Below are 18353 nucleotides of genomic sequence, written 5' to 3'. Positions count from 1 at the left end.
ACCGCTATTCCGCTGTCATCTGGCGTTCGACCCGCGCGACGCGCAGCGCCAGAAGCGCGCCCGTAAAGCACATGATGGCGCAGAACCATAGCGGGCCGTCGGCGCCCAACTGGCTGAACAGGAAGCCGGCCATGACCGGCCCGGCGATGCGGGCGATGGCGCCGGTCGACTGGTTCAGGCCCAGCATGGCCCCCTGACGGTCGGGCGAGGTCGATTTCGAGATGATGGCCGAGATCGAGGCGAAGATCACTGCCTGTCCCAGGGCGGCCAGCATGACCAGCGGCGTGACCAGCAGCGGTATCTGGTTCACCCCCTGCAGGAAAAAACCCAGTCCGAAGACGAACAGCCCCAGCACCAGTATGCGCGCCTCGCCATAGCGGCGGACCAGCGGGCGAGTGAAGACCACCTGCATCAGGGCCGCGGTGACGCCGATGAACAGGAAGATCAGGCTGACTTCGCGCGGGCCCCACTCGTAACGCGCCTTGGCCCACAGACCGAAGGTGGCCTCAAGCCCCGCCAGCGCCGCCATATAGAAGAGGGTGGCGAGGATCAGGCGGCTGATGATCGGGTTTCGGCGCGCTTCGGCGAAGGTGGCGCGGAAATTCTGGGGCACGGTATGCGTGCGCACGCGGCTTTCGCGCACATAGAAGAGGATGCCCAGCGTCGCCACCGCCGACAGCCCGGCGGCGAGGAACAGGGGCAGGCGGAACCCGGCGGCACCGGCGTCTTCGTGGGCCAGAAAGCCGCCGATGACCGGGCCGACGACAAAGCCCAGCGAGAAGGCCGCGCCGATCAGGCTCATGCGCCCGGCGCGCTGATGCGGCTCGGACATGTCCGACACATAGGACTGGATGCACGACACATTGCCCGACCCTATGCCGTTGAAGAAGCGGATGGCGATGGCCCACCACACACTGGGGGCAAAGGCGAGCAGGATGTAAAAGAGCACATTGGAGGCGGTGGTGATGACCAGCACGGGCTTTCGCCCCCACTTGTCCGACAGCGCGCCCCACAGGGGTTCGGCGAAGAACTGCCCCAGCGAATAGGCGGCGAAGACCAGTGTCACCTGCCACGGCCCGGCGTTCAGGGTCTGGGCGAAGAAGGGCATCAGCGGCACCAGCAGGCCGAAGCCCACCAGATTGATGAACACCACGGCAAACATCACGCTGAGCGCGCCATTGTCGAGAATGGCGCGTCTGAGCGTCGGCTTGGCCTCTTTTGTGCCGGATGCGGGGACGGTTTCGGGGTCCTGTTCCGATCGGGGAGGCTGGGGCTTCGTCACTGACATCTACACCCTATAGTGCATTTGGGTGCAGGTGCGAAAGCCCCCGCTTTTGGCCTTCACACCGTTGTTAACGGTTATGGCGCGGCTTGACTCAATCTAAATGTTCTTGTTATGTTCTGAAAATGCAGAATGTGTGCGCCAAACAGCGGGCCCAAAAATGGGATGATGGGGGAGGGCTGAAATGGCTCTATCTCGACATGAACAGCTTTTTCGCCAGTTGCGAGCAGCAGGCCAAACCGCACCTGCGCGGCAAGCCGCTGATCGTGGTGCCGGTGAAAAGCGACTATACCTGCGCCATCGCCGCCAGTCAGGACGCCAAGGTCCTGGGGATCAAGACCGGCACGCCCGTCGGGATCGCCAGGCAGATCTGTCCGCATCTGGAAATTGTCGAGGCGCGGCCCGATGAATATGTGCGCATTCACCACCGCATCCTTGAAGAAATCGATCATATCATCCCGGTCGATAAGGTCTGTTCGATCGATGAGGTGGCCTGCCGGCTGATGGGGCCGGAAACCAACGAAGCCGCCGCGCGGGCGCTGGGGCACCGGATACAACGGCGCATCCTGTCCCATATCGGCGAGTGTCTGACCTCATCGGTCGGACTGGCCCCGTCACGGATGCTGGCCAAGACGGCGGCGGACATGAAAAAGCCGCTGGGGCTGACGGTGCTGCGCATGGATCAGTTGCCGGGGCCGCTGCTCGATATCGACATCGGGGATTTTCCGGGGATCGGCCCGGCGATGAAGGGGCGGCTGCACAAGGCGGGGATCAGCGATCCGCGTCAGCTCTGGCACCTCAGCCCGACACGGATGCGGCAGTTGTGGGGCGGGATCGGCGGGGATCAGTTCTGGTACAGCCTGCACGGCATCGACCCGCCGGATATCGAGACCGAGCGCGGCAGCATCAGCCATTCCCACGTGCTGGCCGCCGAATTGCGTCCGGTCGAGGCGGCGCGTTCCGTGGCCCGCCGCCTGACGGCCAAGTGCGGCTCGCGGCTGCGGCGGATGGGCTATAAGTGCGGCGGGCTGCACCTGTCGATCCGCGGGACGAAGGAGGGTCGGGCGCAGGGCGAGCGGCTGTTCATGGCCACGGCCGACAGCTTCCGTATGCTGGAGGCGGCGGACGCACTGTGGGACGCCTGCGTGCGCAGCCTCAACCAGACGCGCATCAAGAAGGTGTCGGTGACCTGCCTGCGGCTCATTCCGGCCGATACGGCGCCGGACCTGTTCGGCTACAGCCCGGCGGCGGACGAGGACCCGCGCCATATGCGGCTGCTGGAGGCGATGGACGCGCTCAACCAGCGCTTCGGCAAGGATCGCATCAGTATCGGGCCGAAGCCGAAGCTGCATGAGTTCGTCGGGGCGAAGATCGCGTTTAACCGGGTGCCGGAGGTGCCTGAATTTTGGGAATGAATTTCGTCTCAATGACTTCTCAAGCCGTCGAGGGAAGGCTATAGCTGGGGCATGAACGACAAGGTCTTCTATACCGGCGCGGCGGTGATCGCGCTTCTGATGATCGGGCTGAGCCTGGTCTGGCCGCAGGGTCTGGGCGTGCGCTCGCCTGAGCCGTTCGGCCATGAGGTCGTGCTGCCCGATGTCGTCCGCGCCCAGCGCGAGAAGGCCGAGCGCGACGCCCGACGCAAGGCCGAGCAGGCCGCCGAACGCGCCGCCAAGGCGCAGGCCGCTGCCGAAGCGTCGGCGGCTTCCGCATCGGCGCAATAGTTTTCATGAAGCCGGTGCTGGTCTTCGGCCACGGCTTTATCGGCGCGGCTTTTGCCGATCTGTGTCGGGCGCGCGGATACAGCCTTGCCGCCACGGCGCGCTCTGCCGATAAACGCGCGGCCCTGACGGCGCAGGGCATCCGGGCCGTCGATCCCGCCGGGACGGACCTGTCGGACCTTGCCCGCGCGGCGGACATGATCCTTGTTACGCCTGCGCCTGACGATAAGGGCTGTCCGGCCTTTGCGGCGGTGGGGTCGGCCCTGATCGACGCCCCGCGCAAATGGATCGGTTATCTTTCGACAACCGGGGTTTATGGTGATCGGGGCGGCGGCTGGGCCTTCGAGGATCAGGCCCCGACGCCCCTGTCGACCGAAGGACGGCGGCGGGTTCTGGCCGAATCGCAGTGGCAATCGCTCACGCCTCACCACGATGTGGCGGTGTTCCGCCTGCCGGGCCTGTACGGCGTGGGCCGCAGCGTCATCGAACGGCTGCGTGACGGGACGGCGCGGCGCATCCACAAGCCGGGACAGGTCTTTTCTCGGCTCTACGACACCGACTGCGCTGACGCCCTGATGCGCAGCGCCGAACGTCGGCGCGCGGGGGCCGTCTACAATCTGTGCGACGACGAACCGGCCCCGGCGGACGACGTGATGGTGTGGGCGGCGCAGACCTTCGGCTTCGACACGCCGCCGGAAATCCTTTTCGACGCGCCGGACCTCAGCCCCGGCATGCGGCGCTTCTATGCCGAGAACAAGCGCGTGTCCAATGCCCTGGCCAAGGCCGAACTGGGCTGGCGGCCGCAATTCCCGACCTATCGCGAAGGGCTTCAGGTGGTGTGGGCCGCTCTCAGGGCCGAGACCGTCTGAATGAGTCGCTTCAGATCGGCGGGGCCCGACAGGCGGTGGTCGCTGCCCTTGATCAGGTTCACCGTCAGGTCCTTCGACGCTATGTGCCGCGCCAGTCGGAGGCCGTGTTCCCACGGCACGACCTCGTCCTCCAGCCCGTGCAGGATGCGCACCGGTCCGTCGAAGACGAGGGGCTGGTCGAGCACCCGATGGTCGCGCGCCTCATCGAAAAAAGCCTGCGACATGGGCACGTCATAATCATAGCCGCGCAGATGGAAGAAACCTGAAACCTCCAGCGATCTCCGGTCTTCGGGCGACAGAGAGGGCAGCATCAGTTCGGTGGCGAAGTCGGGCGCGGGGGCGATGAAGACGGCGGCCTGCACGCGCTCAGGCCGGTCGCGGATCAGCAGCGCGGCCATCCACCCGCCCATGCTGGAACCGATAACGATCAGCGGGCCTTCGGTCAGGTTATCGACCACGTCCAGCACGTTCTGCCGCCAGTGGCCGATGCGGGCGTCTTCCCACTTGCCGGGGCTTTCGCCGTGCGCCGCATAGTCGAAGCGCAGGAAATCCCAGCCTTCGGCCCGCGCGGCCTGCGCCAGCGCTTCGGCCTTGGAGCCGGTCATGTCGGACTTGAACCCGCCCAGCCACAGGACGGTCGGGCCTTCGCCCCTAACACGCCGGTAAGCGATACGGGCGCCGTCCGTACCGTGGAGAAACTGCGTGCTGTCTTGATTTGGCTGTAGGCTCATGCGCATAAGCCATAATCGCCCGAAGCCCACCGAACAAGCGCTTATGACCTTATTCTTCCCCTATACCGTGATGCAGGTCGTGCCGGAACTCGATACCGGCGGCGTCGAACAGACCGTGGTCGATGTGGCGCGTGCGGTGATCGAGGCGGGGGGCAGGGCCATCGTCGTGTCGAAGGGCGGGCGTCTGGAAGCCTATCTCAGGCAGATCGGGGCGGTGGTGCATCGCCTGCCGGTGCATTCCAAGAACCCCTATGTGCAGCTCAAGAACCATTTCGCGCTGCGGGCGCTGATCCGCAAGGAGCAGCCTGACATCGTGCATGTGCGCTCGCGCGCCCCGGCGCTGTCGGCCTTGCCGGCGGCGAAGGCCGAGGGCGTGAAGACGGTCACCACCTATCACGGCATCTATAATGCCGGTTCGGGGCTCAAGCGCTGGTATAACGGACGCATGACCACGGCGGACGTGGTGATCGCCAATTCCGGCTATACGCGCGCGCATGTTTTGGGCGAATACGACCTCGATCCGGCAAAGGTGATCGCCGTACCGCGCGGCGTCGATCTGAGCAAATTCGAGCCGTCGGCGGTCGATGCCGTGCGGGTGAACAAGCTGGCGAAGGATTGGAGCATCGACCGCGCCGATGGCCGGACGCGTTTCCTGCTGGCCGGTCGTCTGACGCGCTGGAAGGGACAGGCGCTGGTCATCGAGGCGCTTAAGGGGCTGGGCCGTCCGGACGTGCAACTGATCCTCGCCGGCGACGATCAGGGGCGCAGCGACTATACGCAGGAACTGCGCACCCTGGCCGCGCGTCTGAGGATCGAAGATCAGGTGAAGATCGTCGGCCACTGCTCGGACATGCCCGCGGCCTATGCGCTGTGCGATTTTGCTCTGGCCCCGTCTTTGGAGCCGGAGGCCTTCGGACGCACGGCGGTCGAGCCGCAGGCCATGGGCCGCCCGGTGCTGGCGGCCAGACATGGCGCGACGGCGGAGACGGTCGAAGACGGCGTGACGGGCTGGCTGGTGACGCCCGGCGATGCGTCGGCCTGGGCCGACGCCATGCGCGTGGCGGTGCAAACCTCTGCTCCGGCGCGCGCCGTCATGGGCGCAGCGGGCCGGGCGCGCGTGCACGAACGCTTCAGCCTTTCGGCCATGTGCGCCGCGACCCTTGATATCTACTGCTCGCTGCTTACATAGGGCGAGGCGGCAACAGGCTGAAAAATTAACGCCTTGCGCGCCATAAAGGGGATTGATCACCCCTGGCCCCTTCCTATAATTAGGCCCCAGTTCCGGACAGGTGAGTCCGGCCCGTTTAAACAGTCCATGGAGACATCCCTATTCGTCGCCCAATGCAAGCCCCGCCCGCGAAAGACGGCCCCCGTATCAATCAGGACATCAAGGTTCCGCGTGTCCTCCTGATCGACCATAACGGTGAGAAGCAGGGTATCATGCCGACTTCCGCCGCGCTGGAAGCCGCCGAAGAAGCCGGTCTTGATCTGGTCGAAGTCTCCCCGACCGCCGATCCGCCCGTCTGCAAGATTCTCGACTACGGCAAGTTCCGCTTCCAGGAGCAGAAGAAGAAGGCCGAAGCCCGCAAGAAGCAGAAGGTCGTCGAAATCAAGGAAATCAAACTTCGCCCGAATATCGATAAACACGATTACGAGGTGAAGGCCAAGGCCATGACGCGCTTCTTCGAAGAAGGCGACAAGGTCAAGGTGACGCTCCGCTTCCGTGGCCGTGAAATGGCCCATCCGGAACTGGGATTGAAACTGCTCAATCAGGTCAAGGCGGACTTCGAAGGCACCACCAAGGTGGAATATGAGCCGAAAATGGAAGGCCGCCAGATGATCATGATCCTGGCGCCGAAATAGGTTTTCGGCTTATGTGAGAGAATCCGAACCGGCTCTGATGTCTAATCAGGGCCGGTTTTTTGCATTTTGAGGTGGTCATGACCCTCTTGCTGTTCGATCGTGAGGCCTTGCCGCAACCCGAAGCGGGTGCGCCGGCGCCGGAGCGTGTGGTTTCCGGCGATCCGCGTTTCCTGACGTGGAATCTCGAAACCTCTGCGGATGAAAAGACCTGGGCCGGTTTCTGGCAGGCGACGCCGGGCGCGTGGGGCGTCATTTACGACGAATGGGAATATTGCGAAATACTTGAAGGGGTTTCGGTCCTGCACGAAGACGGCAAGCCGCCGCTGCGGCTGGAGACCGGCTCGCGTTTCGTGCTGCGGCCCGGCTTTACGGGCGTGTGGGAAGTCATCGAGACGACGCTGAAGACCTATGTGATCCGCCTCTGATTGACATTTTTTCTTCAAGTGTCATTATTTTAAAATATGACATTTCGAGGTGCGGCATGTACCAGACCCACATAACACTGGCGGCCAATGGCCGTCTGGTCATCCCCGCACAGATGCGTGCGGAAATGGGCTTACCCACCGGGGGCAGGCTGGTAGCTCGACTGGTGGACGGAGCCGTAATCCTTGAGCCGGTCGATCTGGCCGTCAAGCGGGCACAGGCGCTGGTCAGGGATTACGCCACAGCTCCCGGAAATGTAGCGGAGGAATTGATTCGCGACAGGCGTGCCGCCGCCGATCATGAGTGATTATATCCTCGACAGCTCGGCGGTGCTGGCTCTGCTGTTCAACGAAGCCGGGGCCGATCGCGTACAGGCCGTACTGCCCGACGCGATGATTTCCGCCGTCAATTTTTCGGAAGTGATCGCTAAACTGTGCGAAAAGGGCCTGCCGTCGGAAACCGCAAGGCAAGCCGTGGAGGCCTTGGGCATAGAGGTCGTCGCTCACGATGTCGAACAGGCCTTTTTGGCGGGTGCGCTGCGCCTGACTACCCGCGCACTGGGTTTGTCACTGGGTGACCGCGCCTGTCTGGCTCTCGCTAAGGTGCGGGAGATGCCGGTGCTGACAGCCGATGCGGCGTGGCAGGGATTGACGGATTTTCAAGTCGTTCTCATTCGCTGACCTGCGACATAATTCCGCTTTTGTGGCCCCTTGTGTGGCGCGAAGATCACACCATATCGGAGAACATGAGCGGTCGCTTCCGTCGAAGGGCCGCTCAAATCCATCCGCCTCTAAAGGGGAAGCCAGACTATGAATATCGACAAATACTCTGAGAAAACTCAGAAGCTTATCCAGAGCGCTCAGGCCATCGCCCAGAGCCGAAATCATCAGTATTTCACACCTCTGCATCTGCTCAAGGCGCTGACCGAGGATCGCGAATCCGTGGCGCATCCGCTGATCGAGCGCGCGGGCGGTCGTCCGGAAGCCTTTGTCGGCGCGGTCGATACGGCGCTGAACAAGCTGCCGTCCGTCACCGGCGGTTCACAGCAGCTTTATATGCACAATGATACCGCCAAAGCCTTCACCGAAGCGGAAAACGACGCCAATAAGGGCGGCGACGCCTTTGTCACGGCCGATCGCCTGCTGGTGGCGGCGCTGAACAATGGCGACGGCGCGACCCTGCTCAAGGCCGCGGGCACATCGCTGGGGTCGCTTAAGGACGCGCAGAAGGAATTCCGCAAGGGCAAGCCCGCCAATTCGGCCAATGCCGAAGCCGGTTTCGATGCGCTCAACAAATATGCCCGTGACCTGACTCAGGCCGCGCTGGATGGCAAGATCGACCCGGTCATCGGCCGTGACGAAGAGATTCGCCGCACGATTCAGGTGCTGGCCCGCCGCACCAAGAACAACCCCGTCCTGATCGGTGAGCCGGGCGTGGGCAAGACTGCCATTGTCGAAGGTCTGGCTCAGCGCATCGTCAATGGCGACGTGCCGGAATCCCTGAAAGACAAGAAGCTTTTATCGCTCGACATGGGCGCGCTGATCGCCGGGGCCAAGTACCGCGGCGAGTTCGAGGAGCGCCTGAAGGCCGTGCTCAACGAAGTGACGCAGGCCGAAGGCCAGATCGTGCTGTTCATCGACGAAATGCACACGCTGGTCGGTGCCGGTAAGTCGGACGGCGCCATGGACGCTTCGAACCTGCTGAAACCCGCTCTGGCGCGCGGCGAACTGCACTGTGTCGGCGCCACCACGCTCGATGAATACCAGAAGCACGTCGAGAAGGACCCGGCTCTGGCCCGCCGCTTCCAGCCGGTTTTCGTGCAGGAACCGACGGTCGAGGACACCATTTCCATCCTGCGCGGCCTGAAGGAAAAGTACGAGGTCCACCACGGCGTCAAGATTTCCGACAGCGCCATCGTGGCAGCGGCGACCCTGTCGAACCGCTATATCGCCGACCGCTTCCTGCCGGACAAGGCTATCGACCTGATCGATGAGGCCGGTTCGCGCGTGCGCATGGCCGTCGATTCCAAGCCGGAAGAACTGGACGAACTCGACCGTCGCATCGTGCAGCTCAAGATCGAGCGCGAGGCCTTGCAAAAGGAAAGCGATACGGGGTCGAAGACGCGCCTCGAAAAGCTCAATGAGGAACTGGGCGAGCTGGAAGGCAAGTCCGCCGAACTGACCGCCCGCTGGCAGTCCGAAAAGGACAAGGTTGGGGCCGCCTCGCGCGCCCGCGAAGCGCTGGATCGCGTCCGGATCGAACTTCAGGCGGCGCAGCGCTCCGGCGACCTGCAACGGGCGTCGGAAATCCTCTACGGTCAGATCCCGCAACTGGAAAAACGGGTGGCTGAGGCGGAGTCCAAGTCGGAAGAAGCGCCGCTGACCCCGGAAGTGGTGGATTCGTCTCAGATCGCTCAGGTCGTCTCGCGCTGGACCGGCATTCCGGTTGACAAGATGCTGGAAGGCGAACGCGACAAGCTGCTGCGCATGGAGGACGAACTGCGCAAGCGCGTCGTCGGTCAGGACGAGGCCCTCGAAGCCGTGTCCGACGCCGTGCGCCGTGCGCGGGCGGGGCTGAAAGACCCCAATCGCCCGATCGGTTCCTTCCTCTTCCTGGGGCCTACGGGCGTCGGCAAGACCGAACTGAACAAGGCGCTGGCCGAATTTCTGTTCGATGACGAGACCGCGATCACACGCCTCGACATGTCGGAATATATGGAAAAGCACGCCGTCTCGCGCATGATCGGCGCGCCTCCGGGCTATGTCGGTTACGACGAGGGCGGCGCGCTGACCGAGGCCGTGCGCCGCCGGCCCTATCAGGTCGTGCTGTTCGATGAGGTCGAAAAGGCGCACCCGGACGTCTTCAACGTTCTGCTTCAGGTGCTGGACGACGGGCGTCTGACCGACGGGCAGGGGCGCGTGGTCGATTTCCGCAACACCCTGATCGTCATGACCTCGAACCTCGGTTCGCAGTTCCTCGTCAATATGGAGGACGGGGCCGACGTCGAAATGGTGCGTGGTCTGGTCATGGAAGAGGTCAAGCGCCACTTCCGGCCGGAATTCCTCAACCGCATCGACGAGACCATCCTCTTCCAACGCCTCGGTCGGGCGCAGATGGGCAGTATCGTGCGTATTCAGCTCAAGGGTCTGGAGAAGCTGCTCAAGGATCGTCAGATGACCCTCGCCATCGACGACGCGGCGCTGAACCACCTCGCCGAACTGGGCTACGAGCCGGCCTACGGCGCGCGACCGCTGAAGCGGGTGATCCAGAAGCAACTGGTCGACGCCATCGCCAAACGCATCCTCGTTGGAGAGTATTCGGACGGGGACGTGATCAGCGTCGGCTTCGACGGCGAGCATCTGGTGATCGGCCGCCCGACGGTCAATTAAGCGCAGTCCAAAAAGTGCGAAGCGGTTTTTGCAGGGGCAGTTGCCCCTGCACCCGTGAGTTGGAACAAATGGCCCCGTCACGGTTCACGTGGCGGGGCTTATTTGTAGATGAAGACTTTTATTCGTCGTTGTGACGCACAGGAAAGTCGCTGCTGTTTTTCTCTAATCGACTAGGAGGAGGAGTTGGGATTGCCGGTGGTGGAGGAGGGGGTGGTGGAGGAGATTGATTTTCTTCCTGCATGGCTACTCCTTTGTGATTGATATGGATATGGAAGAGTCATTACTAATTAAATTTGGTATAATGAGAAGACCAGATGTCATAATTATTCCAAGAGAAATCATCAGCCATTTTTTGCATTCGTAAATCGATTCTGCTTTGAATTTATTCCTTATTGCATTCAGAGTGGCACATTCGGCGTATTGATCGTACAAATGATTGGTTGCTTTTTTCTCAGCAGTTTCTTCGGTTTCTCTTTCTGTAGCGCTCTCAATTAACTCTGACTTGTATTTAATAATTGAGGTCATATGTGGAATGAAGTTGTAATCGTGACTCCATACGGCCATTGATAGATAAATACATGAGACCGTTAGGCAGTAAAATCCAATTAATGAAAATTCATATGCTGCAATTGAATTTAATGAAATTTCCTTTTCTATTTTTGAAAAGATAAAAAATAAAAGTGTAAATAATATTGGCATCAATCCCATGGGCATTGATGTTGAATTTACAATGGAATCTCGTCTTTCGAGTTCCTTGTAATATGCATCTTTTATATCTTGTCTAAGGTCCGACACGGCAAATTTCTATTTTGAATGATTTTTGTGGCATTTGAAACGTACTTTGCGACGGCTTACCACCCCAATTCCGCTTCCCCGCGCAGGATCGCCTCGACTTCGGGTGTGTGTTTACGCTCGCCATCGTCGTGCAGGATCAGCGGCGGCAACAGGCGCAATGGTGCCTTGCCGAGGCGCTTGGCGCGGACAAGCACGCGTTTGGCCTCCTTGTCCACAAACGGCTGGATCGGGCGGATGATGAACGATCCGCACTTGGGCAGGCCACCGAGAATATCGCCCAGTCGGTCGGCGCGGTGTACGAACAGGATGTCCCCGCCGTCCACTACCGCAGCCTGTGCGAAATCGAGCCACGCCTGCAAACCGTCATCGGCGATCCAAGCCGGACGCTTCAGTTCATGCGGCGCGCGCAGCGTATCGGGATCGTCGAAATAGGGCGGATTGCTCAGCACCAGATCGAAACGCGGCAGGTCGAAGGACCGATAGCCCGTGCCGATATCTCCATGGATAGCGCGATGCGGCCCGCCGCTGCGCGCCAGATTCCTTTCGGTCAGGGCGAAGGTCGCCGCGTCGCGCTCGATGCCGGTGGCGCTCACCTGCGGGCAACGCGCCGCCAGCGACAAAATGACGCCCCCGACGCCGCAGCCGAGTTCCAGAACCGTCGGGGCCTTGCTGCGGCCTTCATTCACGATCCCCGCAGCGCCTGCCGCCAGCAGCGCGCCATCCATGCCGATTCGGTAGCCCTTCGCGGGTTGCCACAGGGAAACCCGTCCGCCCAGCAGGGTGGTTTCCAGGATGTCGGGGCGGAGCGTAGACGCTGACTCTTCCAAGGGGTTCGTATCCGGAACGGTATCAATTTTATCGGGATATAGCACAAAGTCGCCGCGCGGGGCATGGACTAAGCCGTAAAGGAAGTTTAAGGGGATTTAACACTTTCCAGGGTGCCGGAGTCGTTGGTTTTGGATACCGCCAATATCGAGAAAACGCACAAGTCAGCCCCCGCACAGGTCGCGGGCAAGGCGGATGTCGAGGCGCTGGTGCGTCTGTGCGCCGACGACATGGCGGCGGTCAACGCCATCATCACCGATCGTATGCAAAGCGACGTCGCGGTGATTCCGGCTTTGGCCGAGCACCTGATCAGCGCCGGCGGCAAACGGTTGCGCCCGCTGTTGTGCGTGGCGGCGGCGCGTCTGGCCGGCACGACGAATGTGCACCATCACAAGTTGTCGGCGGCGGTCGAGTTCATCCACACCGCGACCCTCCTGCACGACGACGTGGTCGATTCCAGCCAGTTGCGCCGCGGCAAGGTCGCCGCGCACCTCATCTGGGGCGCGCCGTCTTCGGTGCTGGTCGGCGATTTCCTGTTCGCGCGCGCCTTCGAGCTGATGGTCGAGACGGATTCGCTTCAGGCGCTGGGCATCCTGTCCAAGGCGTCGGGCGTCATCGCCGAAGGCGAGGTGCTGCAACTGATGAAGGCCTACGATGTGGGCCTGTCGGAAGCGACCTATATTGAGATCATTTCGGCCAAGACGGCGGCTTTGTTCGCGGCGGCGTCCGAAAGCGGTGCGGTCGGGGCCGGTGCCACGCCGGTGCGTCAGCAGGCCTTGCGCGACTACGGCATGAACCTCGGTCTGGCCTTCCAGATTCAGGACGACGCGCTGGATTACGGCGGCACGGCACAGAGCCTGGGCAAGAATGCCGGCGACGATTTTGCCGAGGGCAAGGCGACCCTGCCTCTGATACTCGCCGTCAAGGCGACGCCGCAGGAAGCCGATTTCTGGCACCGCACCGTGTCCATGCGCGCGCAGAGCGACGGCGATCTGGCGCGGGCTCAGGCACTGATCGTCGAATCGGGCGCCATGGCCAGGACGATCGAAACGGCGCGCCACTACGCCCAGAAGGCCAAGGACGCGTTGACGGGCTTTGAACCGTCCGAATGGCGGGACGCGCTTGAAGCGCTGGCCGACTACAGCGTCGAACGCACGAAGTAAATCATACCGCTCCAGCAAAGCTGGGAAGGTATGTAGGACTACAGCCCTTCCATATCCGGTGTCTTCCAGCCCAGATGCTGGCCCGAATCGACGCAGATCATCTGCCCCGTCACCGACGACGCTTCGGCCAGAAACACCACGGCCTCGGCAATCTGTTCGGGCGTCACCCGCTTTTGCAGCAGGGTCGAAGCGGCTTCGGCCTCAAACTCGGCCTCGCTCTGGTGAATCGACGGCAGGGTCGGGCCGGGTCCTACGGCGTTGACGCGGATGCGCGGTGCCAGTTCCTGCGCCAGCGTGCGCGTGGCGTGCCACAGCCCGGCCTTCGACAGTCCATAGGAAAAGAAGGGTGGGGAGGGTTTCAGCACCCGCTGATCGATCAGGTTGACGATAGCCGCGACAGCCGGCAATTCGACCTGCGCGGCAAAGCCCTGCGCCAGCAGCACGGGAGCGAGCAGGTTGGTGTTCATATGGGCGTGCCAGCGTTCGACCGTCATGGTGCCGGCGCGATCGTCGAAAAACACCGAGGCATTGTTGATCAGCAGGGAGAGGGGGCCCAGCGCCGCCGCGGCGGCGGGGATCAGGCCCTTTACGCTGTCGGCGTCGGACAGATCGGCCTGAAGCGCAGCCGCGCGCACGCCCAAGGCTCGCAAGTCTCCGACCAGCGCCTGCGCGGCAGCGTCGGACGTGCCGTAATGCACGCCGATATCGTAGCCCTTGCGCGCCAGGGCGAAGGCTACGGCGCGGCCAATGCGTTTGGCGGCACCGGTGACTAAGGCGACCCGGGGAACTGTTTTAGTCAATACGGCCGAAATCGATGTAGTTGATGATCAGATAGAAGGCGAGGAAGGCAGCGAAAATTCCAATGGCCAACATGTGAAAGCTCCCGGCAGATCGTGTTTTTTATTTGATTAAGCGCCTTGCGGGACGAACTCAAGCTTTGTTGACCGCGCAACTGCGAAAAAGCGCCGCCGCCGGGTTGCGGGGGCGGGCATTTATCGTATCTTCGCCACATGGAAGACTGGAAGCGCCTTGTCGAGCCGTACACCCGGCCGCTGTTCTTTGCCCATTCGCGCATGACGCGGGGCAAGACGCTGGGCGTGCGCGGTCTGGTGGTCGAAGACGAGCGCCGGGTCCTGCTGATCGAGCACACCTATCTGGAAGGTTGGTGGCTGCCCGGCGGGGGCGTCGATGCGATGGAGACGACCGGCGACGCCGTGGTGCGCGAACTGCGCGAGGAGGCGGGGATTGTCGCGCTCGAAACGCCACGCCTGCTGTCGATCCATTCCAACGAGCGCTTCTTTCCCGGCGACCACGTGCTGCTTTACCGCATCGACCGCTTCGAGCGTGGCGAACTGACCTCGCACGGCGAGATCAAGAATGTCGATTTCTTCGATATCGACGCCCTGCCGGACAATATCAACGGCGGCTCTTTGCGACGGATACAGGAAGCTCTGCAAGGGGCGCCGGCTGACCCGCTGTGGTAGGCGCAAGGGGCAAGTCGCCTGCTAAGGCGTGAAGCTCCGGCTTGCGCGCGGTCCAGCGACCGACCAGGCGGCGCAGCACGTCGCGCGAGGGCTTTTCAAACCCGTAATGCGCCAGTGCCGACAGGGCGACCGTGAGGGCGACGCCCGCCCATAGCCAGTGCACGCGCTCGCCCGGCAAAGCCAGGCCCAGCTTCGGCAGGGTGCGGAAGACGCCGAACAGCACGACATCGTGGATCAGATAGATGGCGTAGGACCACACGCCGGCCAGATAGACCGGACGCCAGGACAGCATCTTCGCCACCGGGCCTTCGTCCTCGGACAAGGCCATGATCAGCCCCGCGAACAGCCCGACCAGAATCAGGTCCGAAGGCCGCCACGCGATCAGCAGCAGCGCGGCCACAAGGCAGAGCAGGGCGGCGCGCGACGGCACCAGCGCCCGGAAGCGATAGGCGACCATGCCGATGAAGAAGCTCAACAGGCAGCGCAGCATGGTGCCGGTGGCGTAGGAGGCGGCGATGTCGAGCGGACCGGAGCGCCGCGCCGTCTGACCGAACCACAGCGGGCCGTAGGCGACCAGCGCCAGAAGGCCGGCGGCCACGGCGACGCAGATCAGCGCACGCTGCCACGAGCCCTTGAGCGCGCCGATCACCAGCAGAGGAAAGACCAGATAGGCCGCCCATTCGGTCGAAATCGACCACGACGGGCGCACGATGGAATTGGCCAGTCCCCAGGCCTGAGTCATGGTCAGGTTGGGCAGCAGGCCGTGCCAGACGTCCTCGAAATAATAACGCGTGCCCAGAAGGGTCGGGATCAGCGCAGCGGTGATCAGCGTCATCAGCGCGAACAGCGGCCAGACGCGCGCCACGCGCATAAGGATGAATTTGCGGAAGTTCGGCCATTGAAAACCGGCGTCGAACAACTTGCCATAGGTCATGGCCATGACGAAGCCGGACAGGACGAAGAACAGGTCGACCGAGATATAGCCGTGGCGGATGTAATGCTGCCAAGGATCCGGGAAACGGAAATAGCCGGTGGCGTGATAGAGCACCACGAACAGGGCCGCGATTCCGCGCAGGCCCGTCAGGGCGCGGATTTCGGACGATCTGGCGGCGGGCGTGGCGGTCATTTGATCACGTTTTTGTGTGCAGACCTTCTCCATGCCGCCATGCCGGCGCAATGGCAAGTCAATTCCTGTGGCGCACCTTTGCAATTCTGTCATCAGGCTGGGTATCAATGCCGCGAAACCCGCCGCGGATGTTCTTGCCCCGTTCCGGGGCTTCGCCTATATCGGGACCATGTCCGATTTGCCGACCGACGAGTCCCCCCCAGTCCTTATTGCCGATGCCGAAGAGGTGCTGACCGGCGCGGCCCTGATCCTGCGTGAGGCGCGGCTGGCCGAGGACAAGCCCGGCGTCTATCGCATGATCGGCGAAGGCGACGAGGTGCTCTATGTGGGCAAGGCCAAGTCGCTGAAAAAGCGCATCCTTCAGTACGCGCAAGGGCGCGTCCACGCCCAGCGCATCGCCCGCATGGTCTACCTGACGCGGTCCATGGTCATCGTGCGCACCCAGACCGAGGGCGAGGCCCTGCTGCTGGAAGCGCGCCTGATCAAGGCGCTCAAGCCGCGCTATAATGTGCTGTTGCGCGACGACAAGTCCTTTGCCGAGATTCTGGTGCGCAAGGATCATGAGGCCGCCCAGATCACCAAGCACCGCGGGGCCCATTCGATCAAGGGCGAGTATTTCGGGCCGTTCGCCTCCACCGGGGCGGTCAACCGCACGCTCGATACGCTGCAGCGCGCCTTCCTGCTGCGCACCTGTACGGACAGCGTCTACGCCTCGCGCACGCGGCCGTGCATGTTGCATCAAATCCGCCGCTGCTCCGCGCCGTGTACGGGCGAGATCAGCCTTGAGGACTATAACGGTCTGGTCGGGCAGGCCGAAGCCTTCCTCAAAGGGCGGTCGCGGATGGTCATAGACGATCTGACCAAACGTATGATGCAGGCCTCCGACGATATGGATTTCGAAAAGGCGGCGCATCTGCGCGACCGCGTGCGTTCGCTCAACCACGTCTCCATGACCTCGTCCATTGGTATCGGCGAGACCGAGGCCGACGTCTTCGCGGTGGTCAGCGAAGGCGGCGCGGCCTGCGTGCAGAGCATCTTCTTTCGGGCGGGGCAGAACTGGGGCGACCGCGCCTATTTCCCGCGCGTGCCGGACAGCGGTGAAGAGGCCGATAGCGGCGAAGGCGAAATCCTCGACGCTTTCCTTGGGCAGTTCTATCAGGATCGCCCGGTGCCGAAACTCATCCTCGTCTCGCATCCGCTGAGCGAGCCGGATCTGATGATGGAGGCCCTGTCGCTGCGGGCCGGGCGCAAGGTCGAGATTCATTGCCCCAAGCGCGGCGAAAAGGCCGACGCTGTGGCCCACGCGCTCAACAACGCCAGGGCGGCGCTGGGGCGGCGCATGGCCGAACATTCGGCCCAGACGCGGCTGCTCAAGGGCGTGGCGGAGATTTTCGAACTGCCCGGCCCGCCCAACCGCATCGAAATCTACGACAACTCGCACCTCGGCGGCACACACGCCGTCGGCGGCATGGTGGTGGCCGGGCCCGAAGGCTTCATGAAGGGCCAGTACCGCAAGTTCACCATACGCGATCTTGACAAGATGAAGGCCGGCGACGACTACGCCATGATGCGCGAAGTCTTCCGCCGCCGGTTCCTGCGTCTGAAAAACCGCGCCGACGACGCCACGGAAGAGGAGGGCTTCGGCCGTCCCGATCTGGTGCTGGTCGATGGCGGGCAGGGACAACTCGACGCTGTGCTGGAGGTCATGAACGAACTGGGCATGACCGATATCAAGATCATCGGCGTCGCCAAGGGGCCGGACCGCGACGCCGGTATGGAGCGCTTTTTCATGCCGGGCCGCGACCCGTTCATGATGGAACCGAAATCGCCGGTTCTCTACTACCTCCAGCGCCTGCGTGACGAGGCGCACCGCTACGCCATCGGGGCCAATCGTCAGAAACGCGACGCGGCGATCACCAAGAACCCGCTGGACGAGATCGAGGGCATCGGCCCGCGCAAGAAGCGCGCCCTGCTGGCGGCCTTCGGGTCGGGGCGTGAGGTGGGCAAGGCGCGCATGGAAGACCTGCGCAAGGTCGAGGGCATCAACGAAGCCCTGGCGCAGCGCATCTACGACTTCTTTCACGGCGCCTGATCTTCGGGAATTAAAACTCTTCCGGTGATAAATTTGAATTAGTATGGCTAAAGCGGGGCGGCTTTGTGGCGACCTCGCCAAGGGGCGTTTTGAACGTTCGGCGTAGCTCAGTACCGTATTGGGCGGGCTTGGGAAATTTTAAATTTATAATAAAATCAATTAAATGATTGGGAATTTGCATAGAAATTAGGCGTGCCGAAGCCGCATTGAACATGCTCAGCGACACAGGATGATTTCTAAACTCAGCCAGATTCCGTTTGACGGCAACGGCGTTATAGACGACTTATCTTATGGTAATTAACGCCGCTGAGGAAAACACCATGAGCCCTCTGCATCAACTGCACCCGTCGCGCACCCTGTCCGAGGCCGAGCAGCATATACTGAACGCCATCAGCCAGATCCGTTATGGGTCTGTCGAGGTCGTGATCCACGACTCGCGCATCGTTCAGATTGAAAAAAGCGAAAAGGTCCGTTTCGAGACCCGCCGCGAAGCCTGACGAAATCAGGCCTGTAACGCATAAAAACAACGCACACGCGCCCCTGACCGGACTGACCGGAAGCGACGCCTCTCACACACGAAGGTTTCCTCC

General features: G+C 62.3%; 19 protein-coding genes. 13 read left to right on the top strand and 6 right to left on the bottom strand.

Features of this window, described 5'->3' with window-relative positions; all coding sequences use genetic code 11:
- Positions 1 to 4: 4 nt before the first annotated feature.
- Complete coding sequence (locus LH365_RS14500; protein WP_226746070.1) at positions 5 to 1288, bottom strand: MFS transporter; 1284 nt, start codon at positions 1286 to 1288, stop codon at positions 5 to 7.
- Between the two features lie 194 nt (positions 1289 to 1482).
- Here LH365_RS14500 and LH365_RS14495 point away from each other — a divergent pair, with 194 nt between their 5' ends.
- Genes LH365_RS14495 through LH365_RS14485 form a run of 3 tightly spaced genes read left to right on the top strand, consistent with a single transcriptional unit; the run spans position 1483 to position 3872 of the window.
- Positions 1483 to 2697: a DNA-directed DNA polymerase gene (locus LH365_RS14495; RefSeq protein WP_255606766.1), complete on the top strand. Its 1215-nt coding sequence runs from the start codon at positions 1483 to 1485 to the stop codon at positions 2695 to 2697.
- Between the two features lie 51 nt (positions 2698 to 2748).
- Complete coding sequence (locus tag LH365_RS14490) at positions 2749 to 3006, top strand: hypothetical protein (protein ID WP_226746068.1); 258 nt, start codon at positions 2749 to 2751, stop codon at positions 3004 to 3006.
- A 5-nt stretch (positions 3007 to 3011) separates the two neighbouring features.
- Positions 3012 to 3872, top strand: coding sequence for an SDR family NAD(P)-dependent oxidoreductase (locus LH365_RS14485; protein ID WP_226746067.1), 861 nt, complete (start codon positions 3012 to 3014; stop codon positions 3870 to 3872).
- Here the strand turns inward: LH365_RS14485 and LH365_RS14480 are convergent.
- Positions 3833 to 4603 carry a carboxylesterase gene (locus tag LH365_RS14480; protein ID WP_226746066.1) on the bottom strand — a complete coding sequence of 257 codons (771 nt, stop codon included), beginning with the start codon at positions 4601 to 4603 and terminating at the stop codon, positions 3833 to 3835. The two genes, LH365_RS14485 and LH365_RS14480, sit on opposite strands and share 40 nt — an antisense overlap.
- 43 nt (positions 4604 to 4646) lie before the next feature.
- On the opposite strand from LH365_RS14480, the gene LH365_RS14475 reads away from it, so the two are divergent.
- The 6 genes from LH365_RS14475 to clpB all read left to right on the top strand — a co-directional run bounded on the left by LH365_RS14475 (position 4647) and on the right by clpB (position 10278).
- The gene (locus LH365_RS14475; protein ID WP_226746065.1) at positions 4647 to 5792 is read left to right on the top strand and encodes a glycosyltransferase family 4 protein; all 1146 of its coding nucleotides are present in this window, start codon (positions 4647 to 4649) and stop codon (positions 5790 to 5792) included.
- Between the two features lie 152 nt (positions 5793 to 5944).
- Positions 5945 to 6466: a translation initiation factor IF-3 gene (gene infC / locus LH365_RS14470; RefSeq protein WP_107870555.1), complete on the top strand. Its 522-nt coding sequence runs from the start codon at positions 5945 to 5947 to the stop codon at positions 6464 to 6466.
- Positions 6467 to 6543: 77 nt separating this feature from the next.
- Positions 6544 to 6891, top strand: coding sequence for a cupin domain-containing protein (locus LH365_RS14465; RefSeq protein ID WP_226746064.1), 348 nt, complete (start codon positions 6544 to 6546; stop codon positions 6889 to 6891).
- A 56-nt stretch (positions 6892 to 6947) separates the two neighbouring features.
- Positions 6948 to 7196 carry an AbrB/MazE/SpoVT family DNA-binding domain-containing protein gene (locus LH365_RS14460; protein WP_226746063.1) on the top strand — a complete coding sequence of 83 codons (249 nt, stop codon included), beginning with the start codon at positions 6948 to 6950 and terminating at the stop codon, positions 7194 to 7196.
- The gene (locus tag LH365_RS14455; protein ID WP_226746062.1) at positions 7189 to 7569 is read left to right on the top strand and encodes a type II toxin-antitoxin system VapC family toxin; all 381 of its coding nucleotides are present in this window, start codon (positions 7189 to 7191) and stop codon (positions 7567 to 7569) included. The genes LH365_RS14460 and LH365_RS14455 overlap by 8 nt, the downstream gene beginning before the upstream one ends.
- A gap of 129 nt (positions 7570 to 7698) precedes the next feature.
- Positions 7699 to 10278 (top strand): ATP-dependent chaperone ClpB, encoded by a 2580-nt coding sequence (clpB, locus tag LH365_RS14450; RefSeq protein ID WP_226746061.1) that lies wholly within the window; start codon positions 7699 to 7701, stop codon positions 10276 to 10278.
- Positions 10279 to 10521: 243 nt separating this feature from the next.
- Here clpB and LH365_RS14445 read toward each other — a convergent pair whose 3' ends face one another.
- Together LH365_RS14445 and LH365_RS14440 are read right to left on the bottom strand one after the other, a co-directional pair.
- Entirely contained in the window at positions 10522 to 11073 is a 552-nt protein-coding gene (locus LH365_RS14445) for a hypothetical protein (protein WP_226746060.1), read from the bottom strand.
- Between the two features lie 56 nt (positions 11074 to 11129).
- Complete coding sequence (locus LH365_RS14440; protein ID WP_226746059.1) at positions 11130 to 11900, bottom strand: tRNA1(Val) (adenine(37)-N6)-methyltransferase; 771 nt, start codon at positions 11898 to 11900, stop codon at positions 11130 to 11132.
- A 129-nt stretch (positions 11901 to 12029) separates the two neighbouring features.
- Between LH365_RS14440 and LH365_RS14435 the strand changes: the two genes are divergently transcribed.
- Complete coding sequence (locus LH365_RS14435) at positions 12030 to 13061, top strand: polyprenyl synthetase family protein (RefSeq protein ID WP_226746285.1); 1032 nt, start codon at positions 12030 to 12032, stop codon at positions 13059 to 13061.
- A gap of 38 nt (positions 13062 to 13099) precedes the next feature.
- Here LH365_RS14435 and LH365_RS14430 read toward each other — a convergent pair whose 3' ends face one another.
- Positions 13100 to 13861: an SDR family oxidoreductase gene (locus tag LH365_RS14430; protein WP_226746058.1), complete on the bottom strand. Its 762-nt coding sequence runs from the start codon at positions 13859 to 13861 to the stop codon at positions 13100 to 13102.
- 210 nt (positions 13862 to 14071) lie between these two features.
- On the opposite strand from LH365_RS14430, the gene LH365_RS14425 reads away from it, so the two are divergent.
- On the top strand, positions 14072 to 14545 hold the full coding sequence (locus LH365_RS14425) for an NUDIX domain-containing protein (RefSeq protein WP_226746057.1): 474 nt from the start codon (positions 14072 to 14074) through the stop codon (positions 14543 to 14545).
- On the opposite strand, the gene LH365_RS14420 is transcribed toward LH365_RS14425, so the two are convergent.
- The gene (locus tag LH365_RS14420; RefSeq protein WP_226746056.1) at positions 14478 to 15671 is read right to left on the bottom strand and encodes an acyltransferase; all 1194 of its coding nucleotides are present in this window, start codon (positions 15669 to 15671) and stop codon (positions 14478 to 14480) included. The two genes, LH365_RS14425 and LH365_RS14420, sit on opposite strands and share 68 nt — an antisense overlap.
- A 169-nt stretch (positions 15672 to 15840) precedes the next feature.
- Here LH365_RS14420 and uvrC point away from each other — a divergent pair, with 169 nt between their 5' ends.
- Both uvrC and LH365_RS14410 read left to right on the top strand, forming a co-directional pair.
- On the top strand, positions 15841 to 17763 hold the full coding sequence (uvrC, locus tag LH365_RS14415; protein WP_226746055.1) for an excinuclease ABC subunit UvrC: 1923 nt from the start codon (positions 15841 to 15843) through the stop codon (positions 17761 to 17763).
- Between the two features lie 320 nt (positions 17764 to 18083).
- Positions 18084 to 18260 (top strand): YezD family protein, encoded by a 177-nt coding sequence (locus LH365_RS14410; protein WP_226746054.1) that lies wholly within the window; start codon positions 18084 to 18086, stop codon positions 18258 to 18260.
- Positions 18261 to 18353: the final 93 nt, after the last annotated feature.

It is taken from the genome of Asticcacaulis sp. AND118 (assembly GCF_020535245.1).
Lineage (GTDB): Bacteria > Pseudomonadota > Alphaproteobacteria > Caulobacterales > Caulobacteraceae > Asticcacaulis.
The sequence above is the reverse complement of the archived record's forward strand: the minus strand, read 5'-3'. Positions and strand labels throughout refer to the sequence as shown.

What these genes read in the sequence shown, in the direction of transcription:
- LH365_RS14500 (WP_226746070.1), bottom strand. Translation starts at nt 1,288, where the DNA reads ATGTCAGTGACGAAGCCCCAGCCTCCCCGATCGGAACAGGACCCCGAA.
- LH365_RS14495 (WP_255606766.1), top strand. Translation starts at nt 1,483, where the DNA reads ATGAACAGCTTTTTCGCCAGTTGCGAGCAGCAGGCCAAACCGCACCTG.
- LH365_RS14490 (WP_226746068.1), top strand. Translation starts at nt 2,749, where the DNA reads ATGAACGACAAGGTCTTCTATACCGGCGCGGCGGTGATCGCGCTTCTG.
- LH365_RS14485 (WP_226746067.1), top strand. Translation starts at nt 3,012, where the DNA reads ATGAAGCCGGTGCTGGTCTTCGGCCACGGCTTTATCGGCGCGGCTTTT.
- LH365_RS14480 (WP_226746066.1), bottom strand. Translation starts at nt 4,603, where the DNA reads ATGAGCCTACAGCCAAATCAAGACAGCACGCAGTTTCTCCACGGTACG.
- LH365_RS14475 (WP_226746065.1), top strand. Translation starts at nt 4,647, where the DNA reads ATGACCTTATTCTTCCCCTATACCGTGATGCAGGTCGTGCCGGAACTC.
- infC (WP_107870555.1), top strand. Translation starts at nt 5,945, where the DNA reads ATGCAAGCCCCGCCCGCGAAAGACGGCCCCCGTATCAATCAGGACATC.
- LH365_RS14465 (WP_226746064.1), top strand. Translation starts at nt 6,544, where the DNA reads ATGACCCTCTTGCTGTTCGATCGTGAGGCCTTGCCGCAACCCGAAGCG.
- LH365_RS14460 (WP_226746063.1), top strand. Translation starts at nt 6,948, where the DNA reads ATGTACCAGACCCACATAACACTGGCGGCCAATGGCCGTCTGGTCATC.
- LH365_RS14455 (WP_226746062.1), top strand. Translation starts at nt 7,189, where the DNA reads ATGAGTGATTATATCCTCGACAGCTCGGCGGTGCTGGCTCTGCTGTTC.
- clpB (WP_226746061.1), top strand. Translation starts at nt 7,699, where the DNA reads ATGAATATCGACAAATACTCTGAGAAAACTCAGAAGCTTATCCAGAGC.
- LH365_RS14425 (WP_226746057.1), top strand. Translation starts at nt 14,072, where the DNA reads ATGGAAGACTGGAAGCGCCTTGTCGAGCCGTACACCCGGCCGCTGTTC.
- LH365_RS14420 (WP_226746056.1), bottom strand. Translation starts at nt 15,671, where the DNA reads ATGACCGCCACGCCCGCCGCCAGATCGTCCGAAATCCGCGCCCTGACG.
- uvrC (WP_226746055.1), top strand. Translation starts at nt 15,841, where the DNA reads ATGTCCGATTTGCCGACCGACGAGTCCCCCCCAGTCCTTATTGCCGAT.
- LH365_RS14410 (WP_226746054.1), top strand. Translation starts at nt 18,084, where the DNA reads ATGAGCCCTCTGCATCAACTGCACCCGTCGCGCACCCTGTCCGAGGCC.